Origin of the sequence: Neorhizobium populisoli, assembly GCF_019430945.1 — a bacterium.
Taxonomy (GTDB): domain Bacteria; phylum Pseudomonadota; class Alphaproteobacteria; order Rhizobiales; family Rhizobiaceae; genus Neorhizobium; species Neorhizobium populisoli.
On the sequence record NZ_JAHYCB010000010.1, the window covers coordinates 1 to 25,527 of the forward strand.

The window sequence follows — 25,527 nt, forward strand, 5'->3', positions numbered from 1 at the left end:
CAGAGAGAACCGTAACAGGACTGTGGGACAGGATCGGAAAGAGCATAGAACTCATCGAGCCAAAGGAAGCCCGAAACTACTTCAGTTCCTGCGGATACGATCCAGCATGAAAGGGAACCGCTCTAAGAGCGGAGGAAATCCGATGAGATTGGCTTAGCAAGAAATGACGTCACGTTGATTGTCGGAGGCGACCCTATGGATATCGGGTCGCCTCGTGCACCCATAGACTTTGGGTTTCTGCTCTTTTGCGCCGGCAATGCCAAAGCTGCGGCATTGCGGGCTATTCATCGCTGGAAATTAACTTTGCAACCGGGTAAATCGTCCATCCTTGCCTTTGGCGAGAGAATACCGGGCAAGTCTTTCGACTTGAGCCCCGTTATCGTCATACATTGTCGATCGCCTCTTCGTCGCAGAGTACATCGGATAACCGCTCCATCTCCTTCTGCCTCTCGGCGGCCTTCTCAGCAACGACTTGGGTTTCGGCGATCGGGGAGGTGGCGCGCGTGTAATGAGCGAAAAACACGTCCATGACATGCTGAACGCCTGCCTCTTCTACTGACCGCATGTCGCCGCCGAAATACTTCCCGCCATTCTGCGGTGCGGTTATGATCTCGAAAGAAGGGAAGTAATCAATGAGTGGATCGACGTCGACGAGGTGCTGTGCCGCGACCCGCAACACTGATTTGGAGTAGACGGTCGATTGAAGAACGTGCCGAGGCTCGTAGGTGGCGTTTAACGGGACCGGAGACACAGTCAGCAAGATCCGGACGTCTGGGTTTATGGAGCGGATGCGACCGATGGAATAAGTCATGTCATCGATAGTCTCGGAAACCGTGAAGTTCTTAAATTCATGAATTTCCGGATCGAACGTGCCGCCGGCGACGCCCGGTGCGATGGGATAGACCGCTCCATCGCGTTTGTCTGCCCACGCCTCTGTCAGGCCCATGGTGAAAACAAAGACATCGGCTTCCGTCAGTGCTCTTCGCACAGCCGCGAGATGGTAGTCGCGATCAAGACCAACTTCTCGCTCCGATATGAACCCGTCGGGCTCAACCTGTGGGCGGAACGGATCGACAAACGCGCCATCATGGCGCTGCCATGCGCCTGAGAGAGGGACGAACGAACCGAACGCCCGATCAATTAACTGACGCAGTTGTCGGGCCGTATAAATATTCCCGTAACGCGCGCTGAAGGTGTCGTAGTTGAAAGTGCCGCCATGCGCATCGTTCCACTTCTGTCGAACGAAGAGCGAGTGCGCCTTTTCCGTTTGGTGAAAATTGAAGCCGCGCATCTGTATGTGGCGCGCAACATGCTGCGCGAAACAGCTGCCGGCGGCGACAACCTTGTCTTCGGAGCCAATCGTGAAGCGCGTAGAGGAGACCGGATCAAGTCCGCCGATGGAGCTTGAGCCGAAGGATTTCTTCCAGAACTGATAGTCTGGGAGGTCTACGTAAGGATGGCGCTTCATTGCAGCGATCCGTGGATTTGTTCGAGTTTTTCAATGACCTTTTGGCCGTACAAGGCGTTCGCATGTGTAGGGTCGCGGAAGCGGTACTCAGAGGCGAGGAGGCCATCCGGAGATGTCGCTTCCGTCAAAAAAGGAAAGAACTCCATCTTTAGTTCATCACACATGTCAGCATATACTTGGCTTTGAAGCTTCCAGAGCTTGCGTCTAATGGGGGCCGGGGTCAGGCCAGTGGCCGCGATAGCCTCGCGAAAAGCGCTAGGAAATTGCTTTATATGGTCGTCCTCGTTGGGCGGGGGCGGCTCCATCATCAGAACCTTACCGCTCGCTAGCGGGCGCAAAGCACTTGCAGCATCCAACCGGTAGCGGACGTTATTGTTTACGGTTCTCTTCATCTGCTGAAATGGGATTATACGTCTGCTTTCGTCGATTTCTTCATCGAAGCCTGGATAAATGAAATCGAATTTTTCTGAGTGTTCCGCAATCCCAAGGGAATTGTACCAGTTACCCCACAGAGCGAGGACAGCAAGCTTTACTTTAAGCCTTGGGCGGAAGAAATCGAGGTTGGCCTTCCCGCCAACGAAAGCCTCACTGTCAACCTTGGGATTCAAGCGCACCAAATCGACCTTCAATGGGCCCTTGTAGGATTTCAGAGCTGAGGCGATGGCATCAGTATTGCTCATCCCCGTAATGAAAATGTCTGCCTGCACGCTGGATGCCTCTATCCAATTCAAAGTGGCGGGAAGATACCGACTAAATTCATAGCGGGCAAGGCACGCCGTAGCGCTTCCAAAAAACCAACATCGCAGAACATCATGAGCAGCCGAGACATGGCGATCTTCTTCGAGAGTGAGCGCCGCAACGTGCTTTAAAAATATAGACACCCTGATCGTGGCAGAACGGCCGAATGTACATGCATGAGCGCCGTTCACGATCTCGGCTATTCGTCCAATACGCAATCTGGTTTGTTAGGACGCAAGGCGACCATCGTTATCCGCGCTCACGGGTCTGAAAAAATCACCTAGAAGGTGCGTATCACTGCGAAGTGAGTGACGAAGATGGCCTTGGCCGGGCCATGTGACCTGCCATTCGTATTTCTTTTGCCAAGGTATGTGGCTTCGGCCTCGTGTTTTCGAGACCGGCGGTATCGGTCAATGATCCGTGATCCTGCCGTCCGAAGGTGAGGGAATAAATCACGAAGATTGAATGAACGTGAACCGAACACGAATCGGATACCGTTTCCAAAAGATTGGAAACTGGCGTCCGGAACAATCGTCTAATTCTTTGAATTGATGGTGGGTGATGTAGGGCTCGAACCTACGACCCGCTGATTAAGAGTCAGCTGCTCTACCAACTGAGCTAATCACCCAAGTTCCGGTCCGGTGAGGCTTGCTCGCCGGCGGTGTGAGGGGGCGTATAAAGGGGTTCTTTTGGCTTGTCTAGCGGCTCGCTGAAAATAATTCGCCGGATGAGCAAAAAAATGAAATCGAGCGGATTTTCGGTGGGCGGAAAAGGGCCCGTTGTCACAAATGCGAGGGTAAGGGTAAAAGTTTCAATGCGTTAACCTGTCACGATGTCGCAGTGTTACGATGTGTGATTGCGATTTTCAGGCTTTTATGATGTGGCGGGGAACCGTGACACCTGAGTCGGCATTTGGACCGCAAACCGAAAATGGGAGCGCGGCCATGAAAGCCATCCTTTTACTTCTCGGCAGTCTGGTGCTGCTGGCAATTGTCTTCCTGAGTGGGGTGATCATCACCGCCAATGTGATCGCCGAGCCGGAACCGCACAAGTTTGCCAATATCGAGACACCGGATCTCTGGACGTCGAAGCCGAAAGAGGTTGATACTGCCAAGCAGGCCTATGAGCGGCTGCCGGACGCCCCGGCACCGGTGGTGGCTGCGGCGGAAGCGCCCAAGCCGGCTGCTCCTTCCGCTCCCTTGGGGCAGTCCGCTCATCCGGTGGCCGCGGTTTCTCCCTCCGCAGTGAATGGAGCAGTCGATCAGACCGTTACTGCATCCGTCCAGCCGGCGGCTCCAGGTGCTCCAATGCCGGGTTCCTTGCCGCAGCCGATCGGAGCGGCCGGACAAATGCCGCCGGCCGAAGCGCAGCCTGTCACGCCGCAGGGCGCTAATGTCGATGCCGCCCACGCTCAGTTCTGTTATGCCCGCTACCGTTCGTATCGTGTCGAGGACAATACCTATCAGCCTTTTGACGGCAGCCCGCGTCGCCAATGTCAGGCGCCCGGCGCGCCGCAGGTTGATACTGCTGCGCCAGCGCAGGCTGCGCGCGAGCCGATGGTCCGCGATGTTGCCTCTGCTCCAATCGCCAGCTCTCCGCGGATCCAGGGTCAAGACAGGCCGAAAAGGCTGGCGCCATTACCGCCGGAGGCCATGCCTTCGGATGATGACTGGCAGGCGATTGAAGCCGGAATCGAATCTCGCAACGACGATCCGCAGGTGATACAGAGTGCAGCACCTACCGGTTCGAACGGGGGAGGTTCGCATGAGGCATGGTGCGCCAATCGCTACCAGTCCTACCGGGCAGACGACAACAGCTATCGGCCGTTCGACGGCGGTCCGCGCCGGACCTGTCAGTCGCCCTTCGGCTGAGGTTTTTCTCAGGCCCGTCGGCGGTTGATTTCGCGGATCAGGTCTATGAAGGCACGCATCTTGGCCGGCAAATGGCGCCGGCCGGGATAATAAAGGCAAAGGCCGGGATAGGGCGGCGTCCAGTCTTCAAGCACATGGATCAGCCTGCCAGCGGCGATATCGTCCGTGACCTGCCATTGGTTGAGATAGGCAATGCCGACGCCCCTCAAGGCCGCACGGTGCAACAGATCGCTGTCGTCGAGGATCAGGTTTCCGGGTACGTCCAGTGTGAAGGCCTGCCCACGTTTTCCAAATTCCCAACGGTAGATCGAGCCGCTTGCCATGCGGGCCTTGATGCAACGATGGTGCATCAGGTCAGCCGGCACCTGCGGCAGGCTGCGACCTTTGAAATAGGCTGGTGATCCGACAATAGCAGGACGGATCGTGCCGCCGATCGGGATGGCGGTCATATCCGAAGGCACGGCTTCCAGAATGCGCACGCCGGCGTCAAAGCCCTGTGCATTGATATCCACCAGCGCGCCTTCCGTTACCACTTCAAGGTTCATCTGCGGATAGCGATCGAGATATTCCAAGAGGTAGGGTTCAAGCACCATCCGCGCCGCACCGATCGCCATGTTGATGCGCAATGTGCCGCTGGGTTCGGCACGGTGCTCGTCGGCAAGGTCTATGGCGTTACGGATCGCCGCAAGCGCCGGCGTGACCTCTGCGAGGAACTGTTCACCGGCTGCCGACAAGCTGACGCTGCGGGTGGTGCGGTTGAACAGGCGAATTCCGAGCCTAGTTTCGAGTGCGGCAATCTGCTGGCTGAGAGCGGATGAGGATATGCCCAGTTCCCGGGCAGCAGCCCGGAAGCCGCCATGGCCGGCAACCGCCACCACCGCCTCCAACTCGGCAAGCGTTCCTCGCATCATTGTCCTTAATTCCTTATCAGGCTGCGCAGTATTGACCAGCTTATCAGATCAATGTCGGGATGCCAGATAAGCCGTATCGAACTCAAGGAGAGAAGCGATGCGGAACATTTCCGAGATCTATATCGATGGCGCCTTCGTCACACCGCACGGCGAGGATGTTGCTGACCTGTTCAATCCATCCACCGAAGAAAGGATTGGAACGGTCCGGCTGGGTGATCGGGAAGATGCACGGGCTGCGATTGCTGCTGCCAAACGGGCGTTTCCGGCTTTTTCGCGTACGAGTAAGGCAGAGCGAATCGAGATGCTGGAGCGGCTTGGCGCTTCCGTTTCCGCCCGCGCCGAAGAGTTGACGGCCGCGATGACCGAGGAGTACGGGGCGCCGGGTTATTTTACCGGTTTTTCGGTGCCGCACGCGGCATCGGCTTTTTTCAACATGGCGGAAATTCTCAAGACCTACGAATTCACGCGCAAGATCGGTCGCGCTGAGGTGACGATGCAGCCGCATGGCGTCGTTGCGGCGATCACGCCGTGGAACAGCAATTACGGTTTCATCTGCGGGAAGCTGGCGACGGCTCTGGCTGCCGGTTCGACGATCGTCATCAAGCCGAGCGAAATGAGCGCCATCCAGACGCAGATCCTGACCGAGTGCCTGCATGAGGCCGGTTTGCCCAAAGGTGTTTTCAACATCGTCAACGGGCGCGGGGATGTGGTCGGGGCCGAGTTCAGCGCTCATCCGGATATCGCCAAGGTGACCTTTACGGGCTCGACGGCTGTCGGCAAACAGATCCTGAAGGCCGGAGCCGAGACCCTGAAGCGCGTGACGTTGGAACTCGGCGGCAAGGGGCCGAATATCATTCTCGACGATGCCGATCTCGATACCGTCATCCCGACCGTGCTGATGATGGGGCTCGGCAATAGCGGCCAGGCTTGCGTCAACGGCACGCGCGTTCTCGTTCCGGAAAGCCGGCTGGCGGAAATCCTGCCGCGGCTGAAGGCAGGCATCGAGGCGGTCAAGGTCGGCGATCCATGCGATCCCGAGGTACGGATCGGGCCGATGGTCAGCCAGAGGCAGTTCGACCGCGTCCAGTCCTATATCCGGCTCGGTATGGAAGAGGGAGCAACATTGCTGACGGGCGGCGAGGGGCGTCCTGAAGGGCTGGATCGCGGCTGGTTCATCCGTCCGACGATCTTTACCGGCGTTACGAACGATATGCGCATTGCCCGGGAGGAGATCTTCGGACCGGTGCTGGCGGTCATTCCATACAAGGATGAGGAAGACGCCATCCGCATTGCCAATGACACGAACTACGGGTTGCAGGCCTATCTGCATGGTTCCGATATCGATCGCGCGCGGCGGATTGCAGACCGGATGGAATCAGGCCGCGTGGTGATCAATGGCGCACCGCATGAGCCGCTGGCACCCTTCGGCGGCTTCAAACAATCCGGCATCGGCCGCGAATACGGTGTGTTCGGGCTGGAGGCGATGCTGGAGCCGCGGGCGGTTCTGATCTGAGGATCGAGAAGAAGGGCGGTATGCCGCCCTCTGCTAGATTGCCTTGGGTTGGGCGGCGGCGATCCGCCGCTCGGTCTGCCGCAGGCATAGCGCCAGCACGATGCCTAGAGCGCCCATGGCGGCGATATAGGATGGCGCGCCCGACCAGCCATTGGCCGCGACGATGGAGGCGAGCATCATCGGGCCGAAGACTTGGCCGATGTTCGAACCTTGCATGACGAAGCCGCTGAACGTACCGACCAGATCGCGGCGCGGGGCGTAAACCGGCAGCGAGCCCATGATCGTTGCCGGCAACACGCCGCCGCAGACCGCATACAGGATCGACGCGGCGTAGCGGGACCAGAGCGGAAAACCGTGGCCGAAGACGACATAGGCGGTAACCGCCAGCATGACGCACGGGCCGGCGATCAGAACCCAGCGTGGGGCGCCCCACCGGGCGAAGACGCCGCCGAGAATATTGCCGGTGCCGTTCATCAATACAGCGAATGCAGTCATGATCGACGCGGCGGCAAGGCCGATACCCATTTCTTCGATCAGCAGCGTCGGCAGGAAGCCGAAGACGGCCATGAAGCTTGCGCTATAGGCCAGGAAAATACCGGAAAGGATCCAGGAGACCGGCCGCGCGGCCATCAATGTCACCGCCTGGAGAAGTGAAGCCGCAGCCTGGCCTGTGCCATGCGGTTTCGGGGTCTTCATCAGGACCAGCGCGACCATCGGGATGAGGCTGAGAAGTGCCGCGAACACCCAGGAGCCCTGCCAGCCGAAGCTCGGCAGAAGGAAGGGCGAGATCGACATCATGACGGCAACGCCGACGGGCATCCACACACCCCAGAGCGCGAAGGCGAGCCCGGTATCCTTGGGATCGATCGACGAGGCGATGAGGCCGGGTGCTGCGACCGAGACCATGATCAGGCCGATGCTTTCCAGGACGCGGCTGCCGAAGATGATAGGTTCGGAATGGGTAGCGGCGCCGATCAGGCTGCCGGCGACCAGAAGAGCCAGGCCGAGGATCATCGCACGACGGTGGGTGAGGTAATCGGTGAAGCGGCCGATGACGAAACCGCAAAGGGCGCCGAGCGCGCTGGACAGTCCCATCAGCCAGCCGGCGGCGACCAGATCCATGCCGAGTTCGGATCGCAAAAGGGGGATGGCAGGTGGTACCTTGCCGACATGCAATGCGGCTGCGATGCCGCCCAGCACGGCGATTGCGACATGTCCCCAACGTGTCATGCGTATTCCGTTCTTACTCAAGCATATGCTTCTGGAAGCCTTATCACCCGAGTACGAGTCTTGGCATAAATTCCGCAACGGGCGGCATGATTTCTTCGCCCACAATATCGGCTTGTTCCGGCGCGAGCCTTGCCTGCACGAAATCGATGAAGGCACGCACCTTGGCGGGCGGCAGATGGCGCGAAGGATAAAGCGCGTAGAGTGGAAAGCCTTCGCCCTGCCAATCGGGCAGGATTTCCAGGAGTGCGCCTTGCTCGATCAGGTGCCGCACACCGATCGCCTTGACCCTCGCAATGCCGACGCCTTCCAGGCAGGCGCCAAGCATGGTGCCCCATTCGGCGACGGTTAGACGACCGGAAATCCTGACGTTTGCCACCTCGGCGCCGCGGCGGAACTGCCAATCTTCGATCGTCTGGCCGGTCAGCGAATCCCGTACCAGAATGCAGGAATGCCGGGCAAGATCGGCGGGCGAGGCGGGGTGGCCGTGCCGCTTGATATAAGCGGGCGAGGCGACGGTAATCGTGTGCGTCTCCAGCAGTTTGCGGGCAACCAGCGAAGAGGCGGGCGGCATGCCGAAACGAATGGCGATATCGAAGCCTTCGCCGACCAGATCGCCAAGCTGATCGCGGGCCACGAGTTCGAGCGAAAGGTCAGGGTGGAGCGATAGGAATTCCGCGACATGCGGTGTGAACAGAAGCCGGGAGAAGAAGGCGTCGACATTGACCCGCAGCCTGCCGCGGACCGCCACCGAGGAGCCGGAGGTGAGGGTGACCGCATCCTCGATGCCGTTGAGTAGCGGCGCCACTTCTGAATAGAGCCGCCGCCCCTCGTCCGTCAACGAGACCACCCGCGTCGTGCGATCCAGCAATCGGACGCCGACACTGTTTTCAAGCCGCGCCATGGCCCGGCTGACGCCTGATCGCGTCAGGCCGAGCGCCTCGCCGGCCCGGGCAAAACTGCCGGTTTCGACGATCGCGGCCAATACGCCCACATTTGCAATCACACGCGCATCGAAGGCCAAGTCATCCACCGTTGATTATTAGTCAACAGTCATATGATTTTTCGGCGCTCACGGCAACGGTGCGCCGCGCGGTAAAAGTCCTTCGACATCGTGAAACGAAAGGACACCGTCATGTATGCGATCACGGGAATTACCGGCAAAGTGGGCGGCGAGGCCGCAAGGGCATTGCTTACGAAAGGCGAGGGGGTTCGTGCAGTTTTGCGCGATCCGAAGAAAGGCGCGGAATGGGCCGCACTCGGCTGCGAGGTGTCTGTGGCGGACATGGAGGATGCCGCTGCTTTGACTGAGGCGTTCCGCGGGATGGCCGGCGTGTTCATTCTGCCGCCGCCGGTGTTTGACCCGCAGCCGGGGTACATTGAGGCTCGTAAGGTTGTCGATGCCGTTGTTGCGGCCCTGAAGGCTGCACAGCCTTTGAAGGTCGTGCATCTTTCGACGATCGGCGGCGATGCCACGGAAGACAATCTCCTGTCACAACAGACCCTGATGGAACAGGCGCTTGCAGGTATTGACCTGCCGGTGACAACGGTTCGGGCCGGGTGGTTCATGGACAATGCGGCCTGGGATGTAGCCTCGGCACGAGAGGGCGTAGTCTACAGTTTCCTGCAGCCGGCGGACCGCAAGGTTACGATGGTCGCGGCACAGGATGTCGGTCGTACCGCAGCCGAACTCCTCGCCGAAAACTGGACCGGTCGCCGGCTGGTCGAGCTGGAGGGACCGGGCCGCGTTTCTCCGAACGATATTGCGGAGGCTTTTGGACAGACGCTGGGTCATGCGGTGAAGGTCGAGATCGTCGCGCGCGACACGTGGGAAGAGCTGTTCCGCTCTCAAGGCATGCAAAATCCGATGCCGCGTATCCGCATGCTTGACGGGTTCAACGAGGGCTGGATCGCATTTCGGAATGGCGGCGCGTATTCTCGCAAGGCGGTGACCGACATCCGTCAGGTCATCGCCTCGCTGGTCGCGAAGGCCTAGCCGACCTTTCTGATCTGGTCGCGATTGTCTTCGACCTTGAGGTTCTGGACGAGCTTGGCCATCCAGTCGACGAAGACCCGCACCTTGTTGGAGAGGTGGCGGGTCTGCGGATAGACGATGTAGAGGGGCAGGCTCTCGCAATGCCATTCCGGAAGGACTTCGACGAGCTCGCCCTTGTCCAGCGCGTCGCGCACCATGAAGCGCGGCGATTGCGCGATTCCCATGCCGGCTATTGCGGCGTTGACGTAGAGGCGAGCATCGTTGATCGAGACGACGTAACGTGGATCGATTTCGATCGTCTCTTCGCCTTTACGAAATTCCAGCGACATGACGCGGCCGGCCTTCGCATTCAGATAACCGACGGAAAAATGGTCCTTTTCCAGATCCTGCGGATGGGCCGGCGCGCCGAAATTGCGCAGGTAGAGCGGTGCGGCATAGGTCTGCATGCCGATCTCGCCGACTTTTCTGGCGATCAGCGACTGGTCGGTCGGGGTGCCGGCGCGTAGCGCGCAATCGACGTTTTCAGCGATATAATCCACCAAGCGGTCACCAACGCCGATATCCAGCTTGATTTGCGGATAGCGGTTGTGAAAGTCGCACATGTTGGGGATGACGAGCGCCTCGGCAAAAGCGGCAGCCATCTCGACGCGCAATCGGCCGGACGGCTGGGTCTGCGAGTTCGACAGGCTGCCGTCAAGTTCGTCGAGTTCCGAAATCAACTGTTGGGCCCGCTCGTAATAAAGCGCCCCGTCTGTCGTCACCATGACGCGGCGGGTGGTGCGGTTGAGGAGCGTCGTGCGCAAATGCGCCTCGAGGCTCTGCACCAGATTGGTCACCGTCGTCTTCGGCATGCTGAGCGTTGCGGCGGCCCGGGTGAAGTTCCCGGTTTCCACCACACGCACAAAAACGCGCATCGCTGAAAGCTGATCCATTAGCCCTCTCCACCGCACTGCAACATTGTACTGAATTTTGGAACAGTGTTGCCGAATTCCGCAAACTTGTGTGTTTCGTCCCGAATAATAATATCAGGTTCAGAATTGACGGCAAGTACCCCGCCTTCAGTAGGGGTCGGCCAGAGGATTTTTCAATGTCCGTGCAGTGGGAAAATATCGCGTTCGATAAGGCGGCCAAGCCGCCTGTTCCCATGCGCATCTATGAGGGCAAGGCCAAGAGCAAGGCTCCGCCGCTGGTTCTTTATCTGCGTGGCGGTGCTTTTCTCGACGAAGGCCGCTCCGACAACGAGCGACCGATCGGCAAGGCTTTGGCCGAAACGGGAGCTGTGGTGCTGGAGGCTGATTATTCCAGCGTTTCGCACAATATGTTCCCGAAGGCGATGGAATGCGCCTTCATGGCACTGAATTGCCTGTCGAGCCGCCGCAAGCAGTTCGGCAGCGCCAAGTCGCCGCTGTTCATCGCCGGCGATGAGGCAGGCGGCAATGTCGCGGCTGGCGTCGCATTGAAGGCGCGGGATCAGATGCCGGGCGAATTGGCTGGACAGATCCTTCTGTCGCCGATGATCGACCCGATGATGACGAGCCAGTCCTTCCGCAAGGCGGACGAGATCGGCATGGGCGAGCGCTGGGCGCAGGGATGGAGCCATTATCTCGGTTCCCATTGCGGCTTCCAGCATCCCTATGCGGCGCCCTGCCTCTGTTCGCGACTTTCGGGTGTCGCGCCGGCTCTGGTCGTGACATCGGAAGACGATCCGCTACGCGACGAGGCAATCGGTTACGCCGAGCGGCTTGAAGCTTCGGGCGTCTTGGTCCGAAAGAAGGTTTTCCGGGCCAGCTGCGGCTGGACGGGCATTTACAAGGATGGTGACGGTGAATGGATGGCGACGCTCTGTCGCGAGTTCACCGGCTTCGTTCAGGAATTCAGTGCGTAAAAAGTTGCATATTTTTGAAAGAAAGCTCGGCCTCTTCCCAAGGCCGTAAGGAGAATACCGATGATATCGAAGATCAGAAACTGGGCCCTGTGGGGCACCGGACTCGGTACCGCTGCGTTGATTGCAGGCGCCGCTGTCTATCTCGAACTGCCGCAGGGCGCCAATGCCGCACAGGCGCAGGCCGCCGCTCCGGCTCCGGCCGTGCCGGTGACGGTTGCCACGATCAACCCGCGCAACGTCACCACCTGGCAGGAATTTTCCGGCCGGCTCGAGGCCGTCGACCGCGTGCAGATCCGTCCGCGCGTCGCCGGCATCATCCAGCAGGTGCATTTCCGCGAAGGCGGTCTGGTCAAGCAGGGCGACCTGCTCGTCTCGATCGATGCGGAGCCGTATAAGGCAGCCGTTGCGCAGGCCGAAGGCCAGGTGGCTTCGGCCGAGGCCCGCGTCGAGCTTGCCAATACCGAACTCGACCGCGGCAAGAACCTCGCCGCCAAGGCAACGATCTCGCAGAGTGATCTTGCCCAGCGGCAGAGCACCCAGAGCGAGGCACTCGCCAATCTGCAGTCCGCCAAGGCGGCGCTGAAGGTGGCGCAGCTCAACCTCGATTATACGGAAATCCGCGCACCGATCGCCGGCCGCGTCGGCAGGCTGGAAATCACCGTCGGCAACCTCGTAGCCGCAGGTTCTGCGTCCGCCGCGCTGGTGACGCTGGTGTCCAGCGATCCGATCTATGCAAGCTTCGATGCCGGTGAAGAACTGGTCGCCAAGATCCTTGCAGACCTTCCTGTCGAAAACGGCGTGCCGGCGATCGACAAGGTTCCGGTCGAAGTCAGCACGCTTGCGAACCAGACACCGGTTCGCGGCAAGCTGCAGCTGATCGACAACGAGGTGAATGCCGCAAGCGGTACGATCCGCGTTCGCGCCGTGTTCGACAATCCGGGCTCCAAGCTGATCCCCGGCCAGTTCGTGCGGGTCCGCATGGGCCAGCCCAAGGCTGAAGATCACCTGATGGTCAGCGAAAAGGCTGTCGGCACCGACCAGGACAAGAAGTTCGTCTTCGTGGTCGATGGCGAGAACAAGGTCGGATACCGGCAGGTGGAGCTGGGTTCCGCCGTCGACGGTCTGCGGATTGTCGAAAAGGGCTTGAACCCGGGCGACCGTATCGTCGTCAACGGCCTGCAGCGTATTCGTCCCGGCGCGGTGGTGGCGCCGCAGGACGAAGCTAAGGTCGCCAACAACTAAGGTCCTGACCGGCTCGACCGGTCAGACCTGACCCCAACAGATCATTCGCCTTATCGCCTGCGGCTCGTCAGCCGCGGGACGGGGGCTTTCCGCTTGCTGTTTACCTCTGGAGAGAGGGTTCCGTCATGAATATTTCCCGCTTCTTTATCGACAGGCCGGTCTTCGCGGCCGTTCTGTCGATCCTCATCGTGGTCGCCGGCCTGATCGGCGTGCGGTCACTGCCGATTTCCGAATATCCGAACGTTGTTCCGCCTTCGATCGTCGTGCGCGCCGTTTATCCGGGCGCCAACCCGACGGTCATTGCCGAAACGGTGGCGACGCCGCTCGAAGAGCAGATCAACGGCGTCGAGGACATGCTCTACATGTCCAGCCAGGCGACGTCCGATGGCGTGTTGAACGTCACCGTGACGTTCAAGCTCGGCACCGATCCGGACAAGGCGCAGCAGCTGGTGCAGAACCGCGTTTCGCAGGCCGAACCGCGGCTGCCGGCGGAAGTGCGCTCTCTGGGTCTGACGACCGTCAAGAGCTCACCCGACTTCATCATGGTGGTCAACCTCGTCTCCGACGTCGACCGCTACGACATCACTTATCTGCGCAACTATGCGACGCTGAACGTCAAGGACCGGCTGAACCGCATCCAGGGCGTCGGCCAGGTTCAGGTCTTCGGCGCCGGTGACTATTCGATGCGCGTCTGGATCGATCCGCAGAAGGCTGCCGAACACGGGCTTGCCGCAAGCGACGTTTCGAACGCCATCCGTAGCCAGAACGTCCAGGCCGCAGCCGGCATTATCGGCGCTTCGCCGAGCCAGCCGGGCGTCGACCTGCAGCTCAACGTCAACGCCCAGGGCCGCCTGCGTACCCCGGAAGAATTCGGCAACATCATCGTCAAGAGCGGTGAGAATGGCGAAATCACCCGTCTGCGCGATGTCGCCCGTATCGAACTCGGCGCTGCCGATTATACGCTGCGCTCGCTGCTCGACGGTCGTCCAGCGGTTGCCGTCGCCGTGCTCCAGGCTCCCGGTTCGAACGCGATCGAGATCGCCGACAATGTCAAGGCGACGATGGACCAGCTCCAGATCGCCATGCCGCAGGGCGTGAAATACGAGATCGTCTACGACACGACCAAGTTCGTCCGTGCCTCGATCGAGAAGGTCATCGACACGCTGCTCGAAGCCATTGCGCTCGTCGTGCTCGTCGTCATCCTCTTCCTGCAGACCTGGCGGGCCTCGATCATTCCGCTGATCGCCGTTCCCGTATCGATCATCGGTACGTTCGCGGTCATGTATGCCTTCGGCTTCTCGATCAACGCGCTGACGCTGTTCGGCCTCGTGCTGGCGATCGGTATCGTGGTCGACGACGCGATCGTCGTCGTTGAAAACGTCGAGCGCAATATCGAGAACGGTCTCAGTCCGCGCGATGCGACCTACAAGGCCATGAAGGAAGTGTCCGGCCCGATCATCGCGATCGCGCTGGTGCTGGTCGCGGTGTTCGTGCCGCTTGCCTTCATCAGCGGCCTGTCCGGCCAGTTCTACCGGCAGTTCGCTCTGACCATCGCCATCTCGACGGTTATCTCGGCGGTCAACTCCCTGACGCTGTCGCCGGCGCTTGCCGCACTGTTGCTCAAGGACCATCATGCCAAGAAGGATTGGCTGACCCGGTTCATGGATGCGATCTTCGGCTGGTTCTTCCGTGGCTTCAACCGCGCCTTCGGGGCGGCGTCCAACGGCTACGGCCGCACGGTCGGCGGGCTCCTGTCGCGCAAGAGCCTGGTGATGATCATCTACATCGCTCTCGTCGGCGCCACCTACAGCATGTTCCATGCGGTGCCGAGCGGCTTCGTGCCGGCGCAGGACAAGCAGTACCTGATCGGTTTCGCCCAGTTGCCTGACGGCGCGACGCTGGACCGTACCGAAAGCGTGATCAAGCGGATGAGCGAGATCGCCCTGGAACAGCCTGGCGTCGAACACGCCATCGCTTTCCCGGGCTTGTCGATCAACGGCTTCACGATCGGTTCGAACTCCGGCATCGTCTTTGCCGTGCTGGACGACTTCGACAAGCGCACCACGCCGGAACTGTCCGGCGGTGCCATCGCGATGCAGCTGAACCAGAAGTTCGCCGGCATCCAGGACGCCTATATCGCCATGTTCCCGCCGCCGCCGGTCAACGGTCTCGGCACGACGGGCGGTTTCAAACTGCAGATCGAAGACCGCGCAGGTCTCGGCAACCAGGCACTCGACGAAGCGGCCAAGGCGGTGATCGCCAAGGCCTACCAGACGCCTGAACTTGCCGGCATCTTCTCGAGCTTCCAGATCAACGTGCCGCAGCTTTATGCCGACCTCGACCGCGCCAAGGCCGAACAGCTCGGTGTCTCGGTGACGGACGTGTTCGAAACGCTGCAGATCTATCTCGGCTCGCTCTATGTGAACGACTTCAACGCTTTCGGCCGCACCTACAGCGTCCGGGTGCAGGCGGATGCCAAGTTCCGGGCAAAACCGGAGGATATCGGCCAGCTGAAGGTCCGTTCGCAGTCCGGCCAGATGATCCCGCTCTCGGCTCTCCTGAAGGTGGACGCCCAGACCGGTCCGGAACGCACGACGCGGTATAACGGCTTCCTCGCCGCCGATGTCAACGGCGCTCCGGCTCCGGGCTTCTCGTCCGGCCAGGCGGAGGCTGCGATCACCAAGATCCTCGACGAAACGCTGCCGACCGGCATAGAGTTCGAGTGGACGGACCTGACCTACCAGCAGATCCTCGCCGGCAATTCAAGCGTCGTTGTCTTCCCGCTCGCCCTGTTGCTTGTCTACCTGGTTCTGGCTGCGCAGTATGAAAGCCTTGTCCTGCCGCTGGCGATCATCATGATCGTGCCGATGGGCGTGCTGGCTGCGCTGACCGGGGTCTGGCTGACGGGAGGCGATAACAACATCTTCACCCAGATCGGGTTGGTGGTGTTGGTGGGCCTCTCGGCGAAGAACGCGATCCTGATCGTGGAATTCGCCCGAGAACTGGAGTTCGAAGGCAGAACGCCCTTCCAGGCGGCGGTGGAGTCGAGCCGGCTGCGCCTGCGTCCGATCCTGATGACTTCCATGGCTTTCATCATGGGTGTCGTGCCGCTGGTGCTTTCGACCGGCGCCGGCGCGGAAATGCGGACCGCCATGGGTATCGCAGTGTTCTCCGGGATGATCGGCGTAACATTCTTCGGCATCTTCATGACACCGGTCTTCTACATGCTGGCCCGTTTGCTTACCGGCGGCCGTCCTCTGCGGCAGCACGGTGAGGAGGCCGCCGCTCCGGCTCTCTCTCCAGCGGAGTAAGCTGGCCTCCAGGCCGCGCGGGTTCTTTCCACCGGGAACCCGCGCGGCAATTCCTTATCTCTTCAATTTAGGCCATCCGGGTGGCGAACCCGCCCTCCTACTCGCCCCTGGAAATCGCCTAGAGCGCACCGCCGTCGATGACGACCGTCTGGGCCGTCATGGCGGCGGAAGCGTTTGAAGCGAGGAAAAGGCAGGGACCGATCAGGTCCTCCGCCACAAGCACCCGCTTCAGGGACTGCCGGGCAACCATGGCGGCGATGCTGTCGTCGTTCAGCCACAGCGCCTTCTGTCGTTCGGTGACGATCATGCCGGGCAAGATGGCATTGACGCGGATATTCTCCCTGCCGAGCTTGCCTGCGAGGCTTTTCGTCAGGCCGATAATGCCGGCCTTGGCGGCGGCATAGGATGGCAGGCCGCCCATGTTGAGCAAGAAGGCGATCGACGAGAAATTGACGATCGCGCCGCCGCCCGCCTTGCGCATATGAGGGATAGCGGCCTGCGCGACGAAGAACATCTGCTTCAGGTTTACCGCCTGGCTATTGTCCCAATATTCCTCTGTCACCGCTTCGAGTTCATGCCGATCGTCCCAGCCGGCATTGTTGACGAGGACGGAAAGCGAGCCGAGCTTTTCGGCGGCGTCGTTCCCTGCCGCCTGCGTCTCGGCGACATTGCGCAGATCGGCCTTGATATACAGAACCGGATGAGGGGTTGTTGCGGTCAGGCGTTCGGCGAGTTTGCGGCTCGGCTCTTCTGCGATATCGAGAAATGCCACTTTGGCACCCTGTGCGGCAAAACCTTCGACGAGGGCCGCACCGATGCCGGAGCCTCCCCCGGTGATCAGCACGCCCCTGTCGGCGAGGTCCGCATGGCGGACGGATAATTCGGCCAAAACTTCCTCCCTGGTTGGCTTGGTGAGCCAGTTCTATCCCGCCTTTGACGCAAGACAAGTGAAGATGACAGGCAGGTTTGCCCAAGTCTTGCCACTCGGGGTTGACAAGGTCGGGAATGACCATAACGACAGGCATAACCGTCGGCGTCGGTCTTGGAACCGCGCTTGGAATCGCTTTCTTCGACAACATCGGCATAGGTGTTGCGTTTGGAATTGCGATTGGCGCGGCAGTTTCGCACTTCATCCGCTCGCGACAGAATTAGCGCGCGTCATCCCATGTTTTCCCGAATTGCCTTGCAGCGCGGTACCGGTTAGTCGAAGGCGGCTGTTTAGCCAACTCCCCGACTCGGAGCCTGACGATAAAGGAATTTCCCGTGCCTGTTCCTGCCGCTGCCGAAATCATCCTGCCTGAAAAGACCTATGCCGGTTTCCTGTTCGACATGGACGGCACGATCCTCAATTCGATCGCCTCGGCGGAACGGGTCTGGGGCCGCTGGGCCGAGACTCAAGGGCTCGATGTCGAAAAATTCCTGCCTTTCATGCATGGCAAGCGCGGCATCGATACGATCACCTCGCTGAACCTGCCGGGCGTCGATCCGAAGATCGAGGCGGAGAAGATCTTGCGCGGCGAGATCGAGGATCTCGAAGGGGTCGTGCCGATCCCGGGCGCGGTCGAGTTTCTCTCGGCGCTGCCGCCGGAGCGCTGGGCGATCGTCACTTCTTCGCCGATCGAGCTTGCCAAGGTCAGGCTTGCGGCCGCCGGCATTCCGCTGCCGCGCTTCATGGTGACGGCAGAGGACGTCACTGTCGGCAAGCCCAATCCGCAGGGCTATATCCTGGGCTCGGAAAGGCTCGGTGTCAGCCCGCATGAGGTGCTGGTGTTCGAAGACGTGCTGGCCGGCATTCAGGCCGGCGAGAATGCGGGTGCCGATGTGATGGTCATCACCACCACCCATTCGCATCCGATCGAAACCGGGCATTCGAAAATACCCGGCTATCTTGATGTGATGCCGCATATCGATGAGGACGGACGGCTTTCCGTCCGCCTCAAGGGGTAAGGCTCAGGCGGTCTGGTTGGCCGTCCGCATGAAGCTGATGGTAGCGAACCATAGAACCACGCCAAGGCCGAGAAGGCAGGCAGCGATCAGATACTGCACCGGATCGCGGCCGGTCCATGGGCCGGCAAGGAAGGTGCAGGAGATCGCACCGAGCACCGGCAGGATTGTCGGCGTGCGAAAATGCTTGTGCTCGACCTTGTCCTTGCGCAGCACCAGCACGGCCACGTTGACGATGGCGAAGACGCAGAGCAGAAGCAGAGCCGTGGTGCCGCCAAGTGCGGGTACGCCACCTGCAAACAGGATCAGGCCCACTGCCAGAAGCGAGGTGAAGCCGATCGCGATATAGGGCGTGCGGCGGCCGGAATGCACCTTGCCGAGCACGTCAGGCAACACGCCTTCGCGGCTCATGCCGTAGATCAGCCGGCTTGCCATCATCATGTTGATCAGCGCCGAATTGGCGACGGCGAACATGGTGATGACCGCGAATACGCCGATCGGGAAGCCCGGTGCGCCAGCCTGCACGACCTTGAGAAGCGGCGTTTCCCCCTGGCCGAGCTCGTTGGCGGGTACAAGCGTGATAGCGGAGATCGCCACCAGGACGTAGATCACGCCGGTGATCCCAAGGCCGGCGAGCAGCACTTTCGGGAACATGCGGCTTGGGTTCTTGCATTCCTCCGCCATGTTGACCGAATCTTCGAAGCCGACCATCGCGAAAAAGGCGAGGGTGGTCGCCGCGATGACGGGCCAGAAGACGCCCGTGCCTTCCGGCGCCGCGAAGGTCCAGGCACGCGATACGTCACCCTGGCCGCCGGCGATGGCCCAGAAGCCGATGCCGATGATGATCAGCAAGCCGGTCAGTTCGACTACGGTCAAAAGCACGTTCATCTTGACGCTTTCGCCGACGCCTCGAAAGTTGATGGCGGCAACCAGCGCGATGAAACCGACCGCGATCAGAGGCACGCCCCAGGTGCCAAGCTCAAGGCCAAGGGAGGCGGAGAAGTTCGATGCGAAGGCGCGCGACGCGGTGGCCGCCGAGGTGATGCCGGACGACATGACCGCAAAGGCGACGAGGAACGTGACGAAGTGGATGCCGAAGGCTTTGTGTGTGTAGAGTGCGGCACCCGCGGCACGCGGGTATTTTGTGACAAGTTCCAAATAGCTGAAGGCTGTCAGCAGCGCGACGACGAAGGCGATCAGGAACGGTAGCCAGACGACCCCGCCGACCTGCGCCGCAACCTGCCCCGTCAGGGCATAGATGCCCGTACCGAGAATATCTCCGACGATAAACAGCAGCAGCAATCCAGGTCCCATGACCCGGTGGAGTTCCGTATCCTGTTCTCCCGATGCTGCACCCTCTGCGAGGCCCTGTCCCTTACCCTGGCCAATCTCCGGCTTTTGCATGAAATCTCCTCCTGCAGCGATTTTGCGCTTTGCATCAATGGGAACAAACGCCGGTTGTTCCCGTTCGGGATCACGCTTTTTTGTGGATTTCCGTCGAATTAGATTTCTGGATGATCTTGCACTTGGTGCAAACATTCACCAAGTGTGGGATTGCGACGCCCTAGAACATGGCGATCGCGGTAAAAACGCCATCTTTTTGAAGCGGAGATCGGGAATGCCTTGGAATTGCCACGCAGCGTGTGAAGGTCGGCGCGATACTCGATCGAATTTTCAAACCGGTGAGTCTCTTACCATGAGAACTGATGCCGCCTTCTCCGACTTCGTGCATTTCTTCCGTTCCTGGATCAGCAATCCTTTGCGGGTGGCATCGGTGACGCCGTCCGGCGAATCGCTTGCGCGGCTGATCACCAAAGAGATTTCGCCGATGGACGGTCCAGTGATCGAGCTCGGGCCAGGCACGGGCGTCTTCACCCGGGCGCTCCTGGCCCGCGGCGTGGCGCCGTCCGATCTGACGCTGATCGAATACGGTCCCGAATTCGTGCCTGGTTTGCAGCGCCGGTTTCCGGAAGCGCGAATTCTGCAGATGGACGCGGCAAAACTTGCCCAGGCTCATCTTTTCGACGGCGACGAAGTCGGCGCCGTCATCAGCGGCCTTCCGCTCCTGTCCATGTCGCCGCGCAAGGTGACCGCGATCCTTGGCGGCGCTTTCGCCTATATCCGGCAGGGTGGCGCCTTCTACCAGTTCACCTACGGCCCGCGTTGCCCGGTGCCGCGGCCTATCCTCGATCGGCTTGGCCTCAAGGCCGTCCATATCGGCCATACGGTTCGCAACCTGCCGCCGGCTGCCGTCTATCGCATTTCACGCCGCAAGCCGCTGGAGCTGGTGCGGGAGCGTTCCCGGGAGCGTAGTGAAGCGGAAGCCGTCGTTCTGCCGGGCAACGACAATTCCGCCCATTGAGCCTTTCGACCGCATGAACAAAGCAACCGAGAGCGATACCGAAGGCCGGCGCGAGCGAAAGCGCCGGGAGACGCGGGAGCGTATCCAGCAGGCAGCGATGGGCCTTTTCCTCGAGCGCGGCTTCGACGCGACGACGGTCGATGAGATCGCCGAGCGTGCCGATGTCTCCAAGCGCAGTTTCTTCGACTATTTCCCGACCAAGGAAGAAGTCGTTTTTGCCTGGCAGGATCGGTTTGCCGATCATCTGATGGAGGCGATCGCATCAAGGCCGGCGGAAGAACCTGCAGTGAAGGCGGTTCAGCACGGACTTGTCAGTGCTCTTGTCTCCGCAACGGATGAACGATCACTGGCCCTTACGGAACTCGTTCGCAACACGCCGGCGCTTCGTGCGCGCGATCATCTGAAATATGCCAAGCTTGAGGCCAAACTGACTGAAGGTTTGAAGGCCCGCGCCAAAGGGGCAGCGGAGGAACAGCGCATGCGCCTGCTCGCGGCGATCGTCATGGGCGCTTTGCGGGTCGGTGGGGAGAGATGGAACGAGCAGCCGCCCGGTGCCTCGCTGGAGGAGTTCGCTCACCACTTCTTTGCCGATTTCTGGGTGACGCTCGCCGCTTTCGGGGAAGAGGGCTCGAAAGCCTGATTTAGACGATACTGAGGGTCGCGGCGGCCAGTACCAGGTAACGCACCGACTTGCCGATAAAGACGAGGGTGAGGAAGATCCACAGCGGTTCGCGCAGCACGCCGGCCGCGACCGTTACCGCGTCGCCACCGATCGGCAGCCAGCTCAAAAGCAGCGACCATTTTCCATATTTCCGGTACCAGGCCTGCGCTTTTTCAAGCTTGTCCGGCTTGACGGGAAACCAGCTTTTTTCGCGAAACTGTTCGATGCCGCGGCCGAGCGCCCAGTTGACGACAGCCCCCAGCGTATTGCCCACCGATGCGACGAGCAGTAACCCGGTGAGCGAATACCGGTCGCTGAGGATCAGCCCGACGAGGATTGCTTCCGACTGCATCGGAAAGATCGTCGCGGCGATGAAGGCGGCGGAGAAGAGCCCCGCATAGGCGGCAAGGTCGAGCATGCGGTTCCAGCTGCAAATGGACATGAAAAAGGGCGGATCGAAATCCGCCCTTGTCTGCTTTTCCGAAATCTCGATCAGGCCTTGGTGGCGTTGCCGACGTCTTCGGCAGTCGTTTCCACCTTCTTGGCGTGGCGTTTGCGCCAGTCGCCGAGGAAGAGAAGGATCGGGGCCGCGATGAAGACGGACGATGCGCCGGCGACGAGGATACCGAAGGCCATCGGTACCGCGAAGCTTTCCACCGCGCTGCCGCCCCAGATCGCCATCGGCAGAAGCGACAGGAAGGCGGTGGCGTTGGTGTAGAGGCTTCGGGCCAGCGTTTCGTTGATCGACTTGTCGATCAGCTCGCGCAGCGGCATCGACTTATAGAGACGCATGTTTTCACGCATGCGGTCGTAGACGACGACCTTGTCGTTGACCGAGTAGCCGACCATGGTCAGCACCGCCGCAATGGCAGTCAGGTTGAAGTCGAGCCCGGTAATGGCGAAGAAGCCCACCAGCTTGGTGACGTCGAGGACAAGGGTGACGATGGCACCCACCGCGAACGGCCATTCGAACCGAACCCAGATGTAGATCAGCATCGCGACGCTGGCGATGAAGACCGACAGGAAGCCGGCAATCGCAAGTTCGCCGGAGACCTTCGGACCGATGACGTCGGTACCCTGGACGACGGCGGTGGAATCGATCTTGGTGACCTCGTCCTTGAGCTTGGTGACGGCAACGGTCTGTGCCTCTTCGCCGCCTTCCTGACGCTGGGCGCGGACCAGGATGGTGTTCGGATCGCCGAAGGACTGCAGGGTGATTTCGCCGAGGTCGAGCGTGTTCAGGCCCTCGCGGAACTTGCCGAGATCGGCAGGCCCTTGCGTTTTGACCGTCATCTGGATGCCGCCGCGGAAGTCGACGCCGTAGTTCAGGCCGGGATGGAAGAACAGCACCACGGACGCCAGCGACAGGATGCCGGAGACGGCGACGCCGAAGAAACGCGCCTTCATGAAGTGGATGTGCTTGTCGTAGACGTTGAACGGGATCAACGGCTTGATGTTCAGCGACTTCAGCTTCCAGCGGCGGGTGATGGCGATCATCGTGACACGCACGAAGGCAACCGACGTGAACATCGAGATGATCAGGCCGAGCGCCATGGTGACGGCGAAGCCGCGTACCGGACCGGAGCCGAAGTAGAAGAGGATGGCGGCGGCGATCAGGGCGGTGACGTTACCGTCGACGATGGTCGAATAGGCGCGGTTGAAGCCGACATCGATGGCGGCGTAGACGCCGCGACCCTTGCGAGTTTCTTCGCGGATACGCTCGTTGATCAGAACGTTCGCGTCGACGGCAAGACCGATGCCGAGAACGATACCGGCAATACCCGGCAGCGTCAGGGTCGCACCGACCAGTGTCAGAGCGGAGAAGGTCAGGACGGTGTGGATCAGCAGGGCGACGTTCGCCAGGATGCCCCACGTGCCGTAAAGCAGCAGGATGAAGACGGCGACGAGGACGAAGCCCACGAGGCCGGAATAGAGGCCCATCTGGATCGCGTCGGAACCGAGGTCGGCGCCGACGGTGCGTTCTTCGATGACGGTGAGTTTGGCCGGCAGGGCGCCGGCGCGCAGCAATGCGGAAAGCGTATTGGCTTCGGACACCGAGAAGCCGCCGGAAATCTGGCCCGAACCGCCGGTGATCGGCGTACGGATGACCGGGGCGCTCAGCACCTTGTTGTCGAGGACGATCGCAAACGGGCGGCCGACATTCTGCTGGGTAATCTGCGCGAAGCGGGCAGCACCGGCCGAATCGAAGCGGAAGTTGACGACCGGTTCGTTGGTCTGCTGGTCGAAGGCGGCGCGGGCGTCCGTCAGGCGGTCGCCGGAGAGTTCGACGCGGTCGAGAACCGGGTACTGGTTACCACCACGATCATCAGGCAGCATAGTGACGCCGGGTTCGCCCTGGTTGCCGAGCAGGTGGAAGCTCATCTTGGCGGTCGAGCCGAGAAGCTGGCGAAGACGGGTCGGGTCCTGTTCGCCCGGAAGCTGGACGAGGACGCGGTCGGAGCCGATGCGCTGGATCGTCGGTTCGGCAACGCCGACCTGGTCAACACGCTGGCGGATGATTTCCAGCGACTGTTCGACGGCGCCGGTAATATGGGAATTGATGCCGGCTTCTGTCTGGGCGATCGAGATCGTGTTGTCGGACGGCGTCGTGATGTTCAGATCACTGCCGCCGATCGTCGTGCCGCTGTTGACCGGGTTGGACAACGTCCGGAGTTCGGTTACCGCTGCATCACGCTGGGCGGCATCGCGGAGCGCGACCGTGACCGTATCGCCGCTACGGCGAATGGCCGTGGTGACGATATTCTTGTCGCGCAGGACGCGGCGGGATTCCTGCAACAGGCTCTGGACGCGCTCGTTGATCAGGTCGGGACGGTCGACTTCCAGCACAAGATGCGAACCGCCGCGCAGGTCGAGGCCGAGCGAGACGCGGCTATGCGGCAGCCAGGTGGGGAGGCGGTCGAGCGTCGACTGCGAAACGACGTTCGGCAGCGCCACCAGAAAGCCGAGGAAGATGATGACGAGATAGGTCGTCACCAGCCACGGGGAGTTTCTCATATTTCTAATCCTGCTGAGCCCGTGGCGCGCGCGAGGCGATCGGCATGGGCGGAATTTAGGTCTTGGATATGCGAGCGCTGCGAAGCGCGATCGTCTCAGGCCTGTTGCGGCGGAGCGCGGGGCAGCGAAGCCGGCCAAAAGGTCAGGGCAGGGCGCGCTGCCGATAGAGCCGGCGCGACGGTCGACGACAGAAGCGGGAATTCGATTTCCGTGAAATGCGGAACGAGGGCGCCGCCGCCGTGGGCGGCATGGGTGCCGGTTGAATCCTTGCGGTCGGCGGCTGCGAGCGCCCTGAGCGGTTCACGCTTGGTGAGTTTCGGTGTTTCCGAGCCGCTATCCGCCGCCTGGACGCCGCGCGGGAACTGCACGTCGCGGACGACGCCGGAGAGCAGGCCGAAGATCGCGGTGAGGAAGAGTGCGGCCGCAAGCACGGACCAGCGCGATACGAGGCCATCCTCGTCGCGCTCGCGTCTCATCCGCCTTGCCTGCGGAAATTCCGCCATCCGCCACCAGCTCCGGAGCATTGAAAATCCGAAATTTTACACTTCGGAAAGGAATGCCGCCTTCTAAAGGAGACCGTCAGGTCGGTCAATCGTCAGTTACGGCTCCAGTTAATCGGCAGCGTAAACGCCGATTGCGGCGGATCACTTGTGGATCGGGTCCTTCCAGAGAACGTTTTCCGGCTTTTCCACCGGCTCGATATCGAGGTTGACGACGACCGGATCCTGGCCGGAACGGACAAGCACGCATTCGAGCGTCTCGTCACGGCTGGCGTTGATTTCCTGATGCGGCACGTAAGGCGGCACGAAGATGAAATCGCCCGGACCGGCTTCCGCGACGAATTCCAGATTATCGCCCCAGCGCATGCGCGCCTTGCCCTTGACCACGTAGATGATGCTTTCGAGATCGCCGTGGTGATGCGCGCCAGTCTTGGCATTGGCGTGAATCGTCACCGTGCCGGCCCAGATCTTCTCGGCTCCGGCGCGGGCATGGCTGATGGCAGTAGCCCGGTTCATGCCGGGCGTCTGTGCCGTATTCGGATCCAGCGAATTGCCGGGAATGACCTTGACGCCGTGCTCGCGCCAATCGACCGGCTGATGGTGACCGTCATGGTCATGATCTCCATGGTCGTGACCATGCGGATGAGAATGATCGTCGTGACTATGGCTCAAGGATCTGTTTCCATTCCTAGAGCAGCTTCGCTTTTCTTCGAATCGCGAAACAGCTCTAATTCCTTGTTTTACGCAATTCCGGATGCAAAACCGCTTCGCACTTTTGCTGGAATTACTCGATGACGGGGCTCACCAACTCTTGCGAGTGGGGGTCCGCGAGCCCCTAACCGACATCATGTCGGCTGGGGCTCACGTACCTTTGCTTTGGGCG

The 25,527-nt window shown here is 60.7% G+C and carries 22 protein-coding genes, 1 tRNA gene and 1 pseudogene; 11 read left to right on the plus strand and 13 right to left on the minus strand.

Annotated features, from left to right (window positions below):
* Positions 1 to 110: pseudogene (locus KX729_RS24440) on the plus strand (IS630 family transposase); the annotation flags it as partial.
* A gap of 272 nt (positions 111 to 382) precedes the next feature.
* Here the strand turns inward: KX729_RS24440 and KX729_RS24445 are convergent.
* The 3 genes from KX729_RS24445 to KX729_RS24455 form a co-directional block, all read right to left on the minus strand.
* The gene (locus tag KX729_RS24445) at positions 383 to 1,468 is read right to left on the minus strand and encodes a GSCFA domain-containing protein (protein ID WP_219745108.1); all 1,086 of its coding nucleotides are present in this window, start codon (positions 1,466 to 1,468) and stop codon (positions 383 to 385) included.
* Positions 1,465 to 2,397 (minus strand): hypothetical protein, encoded by a 933-nt coding sequence (locus KX729_RS24450; protein WP_219745109.1) that lies wholly within the window; start codon positions 2,395 to 2,397, stop codon positions 1,465 to 1,467. The genes KX729_RS24445 and KX729_RS24450 overlap by 4 nt, the downstream gene beginning before the upstream one ends.
* A 361-nt stretch (positions 2,398 to 2,758) precedes the next feature.
* Positions 2,759 to 2,834 (minus strand) — tRNA-Lys (locus KX729_RS24455).
* A 316-nt stretch (positions 2,835 to 3,150) separates the two neighbouring features.
* Between KX729_RS24455 and KX729_RS24460 the strand changes: the two genes are divergently transcribed.
* The gene (locus KX729_RS24460) at positions 3,151 to 4,077 is read left to right on the plus strand and encodes a BA14K family protein (RefSeq protein ID WP_219745110.1); all 927 of its coding nucleotides are present in this window, start codon (positions 3,151 to 3,153) and stop codon (positions 4,075 to 4,077) included.
* An 8-nt stretch (positions 4,078 to 4,085) separates the two neighbouring features.
* On the opposite strand, the gene KX729_RS24465 is transcribed toward KX729_RS24460, so the two are convergent.
* Entirely contained in the window at positions 4,086 to 4,985 is a 900-nt protein-coding gene (locus KX729_RS24465; protein ID WP_219745274.1) for a LysR family transcriptional regulator, read from the minus strand.
* 100 nt (positions 4,986 to 5,085) lie between these two features.
* Here KX729_RS24465 and KX729_RS24470 point away from each other — a divergent pair, with 100 nt between their 5' ends.
* On the plus strand, positions 5,086 to 6,501 hold the full coding sequence (locus KX729_RS24470) for an aldehyde dehydrogenase family protein (RefSeq protein WP_219745111.1): 1,416 nt from the start codon (positions 5,086 to 5,088) through the stop codon (positions 6,499 to 6,501).
* Between the two features lie 33 nt (positions 6,502 to 6,534).
* Here KX729_RS24470 and KX729_RS24475 read toward each other — a convergent pair whose 3' ends face one another.
* Both KX729_RS24475 and KX729_RS24480 read right to left on the minus strand, forming a co-directional pair.
* Positions 6,535 to 7,731: an MFS transporter gene (locus KX729_RS24475; RefSeq protein ID WP_219745112.1), complete on the minus strand. Its 1,197-nt coding sequence runs from the start codon at positions 7,729 to 7,731 to the stop codon at positions 6,535 to 6,537.
* Between the two features lie 43 nt (positions 7,732 to 7,774).
* Entirely contained in the window at positions 7,775 to 8,752 is a 978-nt protein-coding gene (locus KX729_RS24480; RefSeq protein ID WP_219745113.1) for a LysR family transcriptional regulator, read from the minus strand.
* Positions 8,753 to 8,863: 111 nt separating this feature from the next.
* Here KX729_RS24480 and KX729_RS24485 point away from each other — a divergent pair, with 111 nt between their 5' ends.
* Positions 8,864 to 9,724: an NmrA family NAD(P)-binding protein gene (locus KX729_RS24485; protein ID WP_219745114.1), complete on the plus strand. Its 861-nt coding sequence runs from the start codon at positions 8,864 to 8,866 to the stop codon at positions 9,722 to 9,724.
* Here the strand turns inward: KX729_RS24485 and KX729_RS24490 are convergent.
* Positions 9,721 to 10,656, minus strand: a complete 936-nt coding sequence (locus KX729_RS24490) for a LysR family transcriptional regulator (protein ID WP_219745115.1) — start codon at positions 10,654 to 10,656, stop codon at positions 9,721 to 9,723. The genes KX729_RS24485 and KX729_RS24490 overlap by 4 nt on opposite strands.
* Before the next feature lie 155 nt (positions 10,657 to 10,811).
* On the opposite strand from KX729_RS24490, the gene KX729_RS24495 reads away from it, so the two are divergent.
* The 3 genes from KX729_RS24495 to KX729_RS24505 all read left to right on the plus strand — a co-directional run bounded on the left by KX729_RS24495 (position 10,812) and on the right by KX729_RS24505 (position 16,162).
* Complete coding sequence (locus KX729_RS24495) at positions 10,812 to 11,609, plus strand: alpha/beta hydrolase fold domain-containing protein (protein ID WP_219745116.1); 798 nt, start codon at positions 10,812 to 10,814, stop codon at positions 11,607 to 11,609.
* A 60-nt stretch (positions 11,610 to 11,669) separates the two neighbouring features.
* A complete protein-coding gene (locus KX729_RS24500) occupies positions 11,670 to 12,851 on the plus strand; it encodes an efflux RND transporter periplasmic adaptor subunit (RefSeq protein WP_219745117.1) in 1,182 nt (393 codons plus the stop codon).
* Between the two features lie 125 nt (positions 12,852 to 12,976).
* Positions 12,977 to 16,162: an efflux RND transporter permease subunit gene (locus KX729_RS24505; protein WP_219745118.1), complete on the plus strand. Its 3,186-nt coding sequence runs from the start codon at positions 12,977 to 12,979 to the stop codon at positions 16,160 to 16,162.
* A gap of 118 nt (positions 16,163 to 16,280) precedes the next feature.
* Here KX729_RS24505 and KX729_RS24510 read toward each other — a convergent pair whose 3' ends face one another.
* Entirely contained in the window at positions 16,281 to 17,051 is a 771-nt protein-coding gene (locus KX729_RS24510) for an SDR family NAD(P)-dependent oxidoreductase (protein ID WP_219745119.1), read from the minus strand.
* A 116-nt stretch (positions 17,052 to 17,167) separates the two neighbouring features.
* Here KX729_RS24510 and KX729_RS34915 point away from each other — a divergent pair, with 116 nt between their 5' ends.
* Both KX729_RS34915 and KX729_RS24515 read left to right on the plus strand, forming a co-directional pair.
* Positions 17,168 to 17,314, plus strand: a complete 147-nt coding sequence (locus KX729_RS34915; RefSeq protein ID WP_512699456.1) for a glycine zipper domain-containing protein — start codon at positions 17,168 to 17,170, stop codon at positions 17,312 to 17,314.
* A gap of 111 nt (positions 17,315 to 17,425) precedes the next feature.
* Positions 17,426 to 18,109, plus strand: a complete 684-nt coding sequence (locus tag KX729_RS24515) for an HAD-IA family hydrolase (RefSeq protein WP_376776057.1) — start codon at positions 17,426 to 17,428, stop codon at positions 18,107 to 18,109.
* A 3-nt stretch (positions 18,110 to 18,112) separates the two neighbouring features.
* Here the strand turns inward: KX729_RS24515 and KX729_RS24520 are convergent, their stop codons facing one another.
* Entirely contained in the window at positions 18,113 to 19,510 is a 1,398-nt protein-coding gene (locus KX729_RS24520) for an APC family permease (RefSeq protein WP_246617832.1), read from the minus strand.
* A 292-nt stretch (positions 19,511 to 19,802) separates the two neighbouring features.
* Here KX729_RS24520 and KX729_RS24525 point away from each other — a divergent pair, with 292 nt between their 5' ends.
* Together KX729_RS24525 and KX729_RS24530 are read left to right on the plus strand one after the other, a co-directional pair.
* Complete coding sequence (locus tag KX729_RS24525) at positions 19,803 to 20,468, plus strand: class I SAM-dependent methyltransferase (protein WP_219745120.1); 666 nt, start codon at positions 19,803 to 19,805, stop codon at positions 20,466 to 20,468.
* 13 nt (positions 20,469 to 20,481) lie between these two features.
* The gene (locus KX729_RS24530; RefSeq protein WP_246617833.1) at positions 20,482 to 21,108 is read left to right on the plus strand and encodes a TetR family transcriptional regulator; all 627 of its coding nucleotides are present in this window, start codon (positions 20,482 to 20,484) and stop codon (positions 21,106 to 21,108) included.
* Between the two features lies 1 nt (position 21,109).
* Here the strand turns inward: KX729_RS24530 and KX729_RS24535 are convergent, their stop codons facing one another.
* The 4 genes from KX729_RS24535 to KX729_RS24550 all read right to left on the minus strand — a co-directional run bounded on the left by KX729_RS24535 (position 21,110) and on the right by KX729_RS24550 (position 25,205).
* The gene (locus KX729_RS24535) at positions 21,110 to 21,547 is read right to left on the minus strand and encodes a YqaA family protein (RefSeq protein ID WP_219745278.1); all 438 of its coding nucleotides are present in this window, start codon (positions 21,545 to 21,547) and stop codon (positions 21,110 to 21,112) included.
* 74 nt (positions 21,548 to 21,621) lie between these two features.
* On the minus strand, positions 21,622 to 24,144 hold the full coding sequence (secD, locus tag KX729_RS24540) for a protein translocase subunit SecD (RefSeq protein WP_219745121.1): 2,523 nt from the start codon (positions 24,142 to 24,144) through the stop codon (positions 21,622 to 21,624).
* Between the two features lie 95 nt (positions 24,145 to 24,239).
* The gene (locus tag KX729_RS24545; protein ID WP_219745122.1) at positions 24,240 to 24,620 is read right to left on the minus strand and encodes a hypothetical protein; all 381 of its coding nucleotides are present in this window, start codon (positions 24,618 to 24,620) and stop codon (positions 24,240 to 24,242) included.
* 168 nt (positions 24,621 to 24,788) lie between these two features.
* Positions 24,789 to 25,205 (minus strand): cupin domain-containing protein, encoded by a 417-nt coding sequence (locus KX729_RS24550; RefSeq protein ID WP_376776064.1) that lies wholly within the window; start codon positions 25,203 to 25,205, stop codon positions 24,789 to 24,791.
* Between the last annotated feature and the right edge of the window lie 322 nt (positions 25,206 to 25,527).

Coding starts and splice junctions, on each gene's coding strand:
- KX729_RS24445 (WP_219745108.1), bottom strand. CDS start 1,468: ATGAAGCGCCATCCTTACGTAGACCTCCCAGACTATCAGTTCTGGAAG.
- KX729_RS24460 (WP_219745110.1), top strand. CDS start 3,151: ATGAAAGCCATCCTTTTACTTCTCGGCAGTCTGGTGCTGCTGGCAATT.
- KX729_RS24465 (WP_219745274.1), bottom strand. CDS start 4,985: ATGCGAGGAACGCTTGCCGAGTTGGAGGCGGTGGTGGCGGTTGCCGGC.
- KX729_RS24470 (WP_219745111.1), top strand. CDS start 5,086: ATGCGGAACATTTCCGAGATCTATATCGATGGCGCCTTCGTCACACCG.
- KX729_RS24475 (WP_219745112.1), bottom strand. CDS start 7,731: ATGACACGTTGGGGACATGTCGCAATCGCCGTGCTGGGCGGCATCGCA.
- KX729_RS24485 (WP_219745114.1), top strand. CDS start 8,864: ATGTATGCGATCACGGGAATTACCGGCAAAGTGGGCGGCGAGGCCGCA.
- KX729_RS24490 (WP_219745115.1), bottom strand. CDS start 10,656: ATGGATCAGCTTTCAGCGATGCGCGTTTTTGTGCGTGTGGTGGAAACC.
- KX729_RS24495 (WP_219745116.1), top strand. CDS start 10,812: ATGTCCGTGCAGTGGGAAAATATCGCGTTCGATAAGGCGGCCAAGCCG.
- KX729_RS24500 (WP_219745117.1), top strand. CDS start 11,670: ATGATATCGAAGATCAGAAACTGGGCCCTGTGGGGCACCGGACTCGGT.
- KX729_RS24505 (WP_219745118.1), top strand. CDS start 12,977: ATGAATATTTCCCGCTTCTTTATCGACAGGCCGGTCTTCGCGGCCGTT.
- KX729_RS34915 (WP_512699456.1), top strand. CDS start 17,168: ATGACCATAACGACAGGCATAACCGTCGGCGTCGGTCTTGGAACCGCG.
- KX729_RS24520 (WP_246617832.1), bottom strand. CDS start 19,510: ATGCAAAAGCCGGAGATTGGCCAGGGTAAGGGACAGGGCCTCGCAGAG.
- KX729_RS24525 (WP_219745120.1), top strand. CDS start 19,803: ATGAGAACTGATGCCGCCTTCTCCGACTTCGTGCATTTCTTCCGTTCC.
- KX729_RS24530 (WP_246617833.1), top strand. CDS start 20,482: ATGAACAAAGCAACCGAGAGCGATACCGAAGGCCGGCGCGAGCGAAAG.
- KX729_RS24535 (WP_219745278.1), bottom strand. CDS start 21,547: ATGCTCGACCTTGCCGCCTATGCGGGGCTCTTCTCCGCCGCCTTCATC.
- secD (WP_219745121.1), bottom strand. CDS start 24,144: ATGAGAAACTCCCCGTGGCTGGTGACGACCTATCTCGTCATCATCTTC.
- KX729_RS24545 (WP_219745122.1), bottom strand. CDS start 24,620: ATGAGACGCGAGCGCGACGAGGATGGCCTCGTATCGCGCTGGTCCGTG.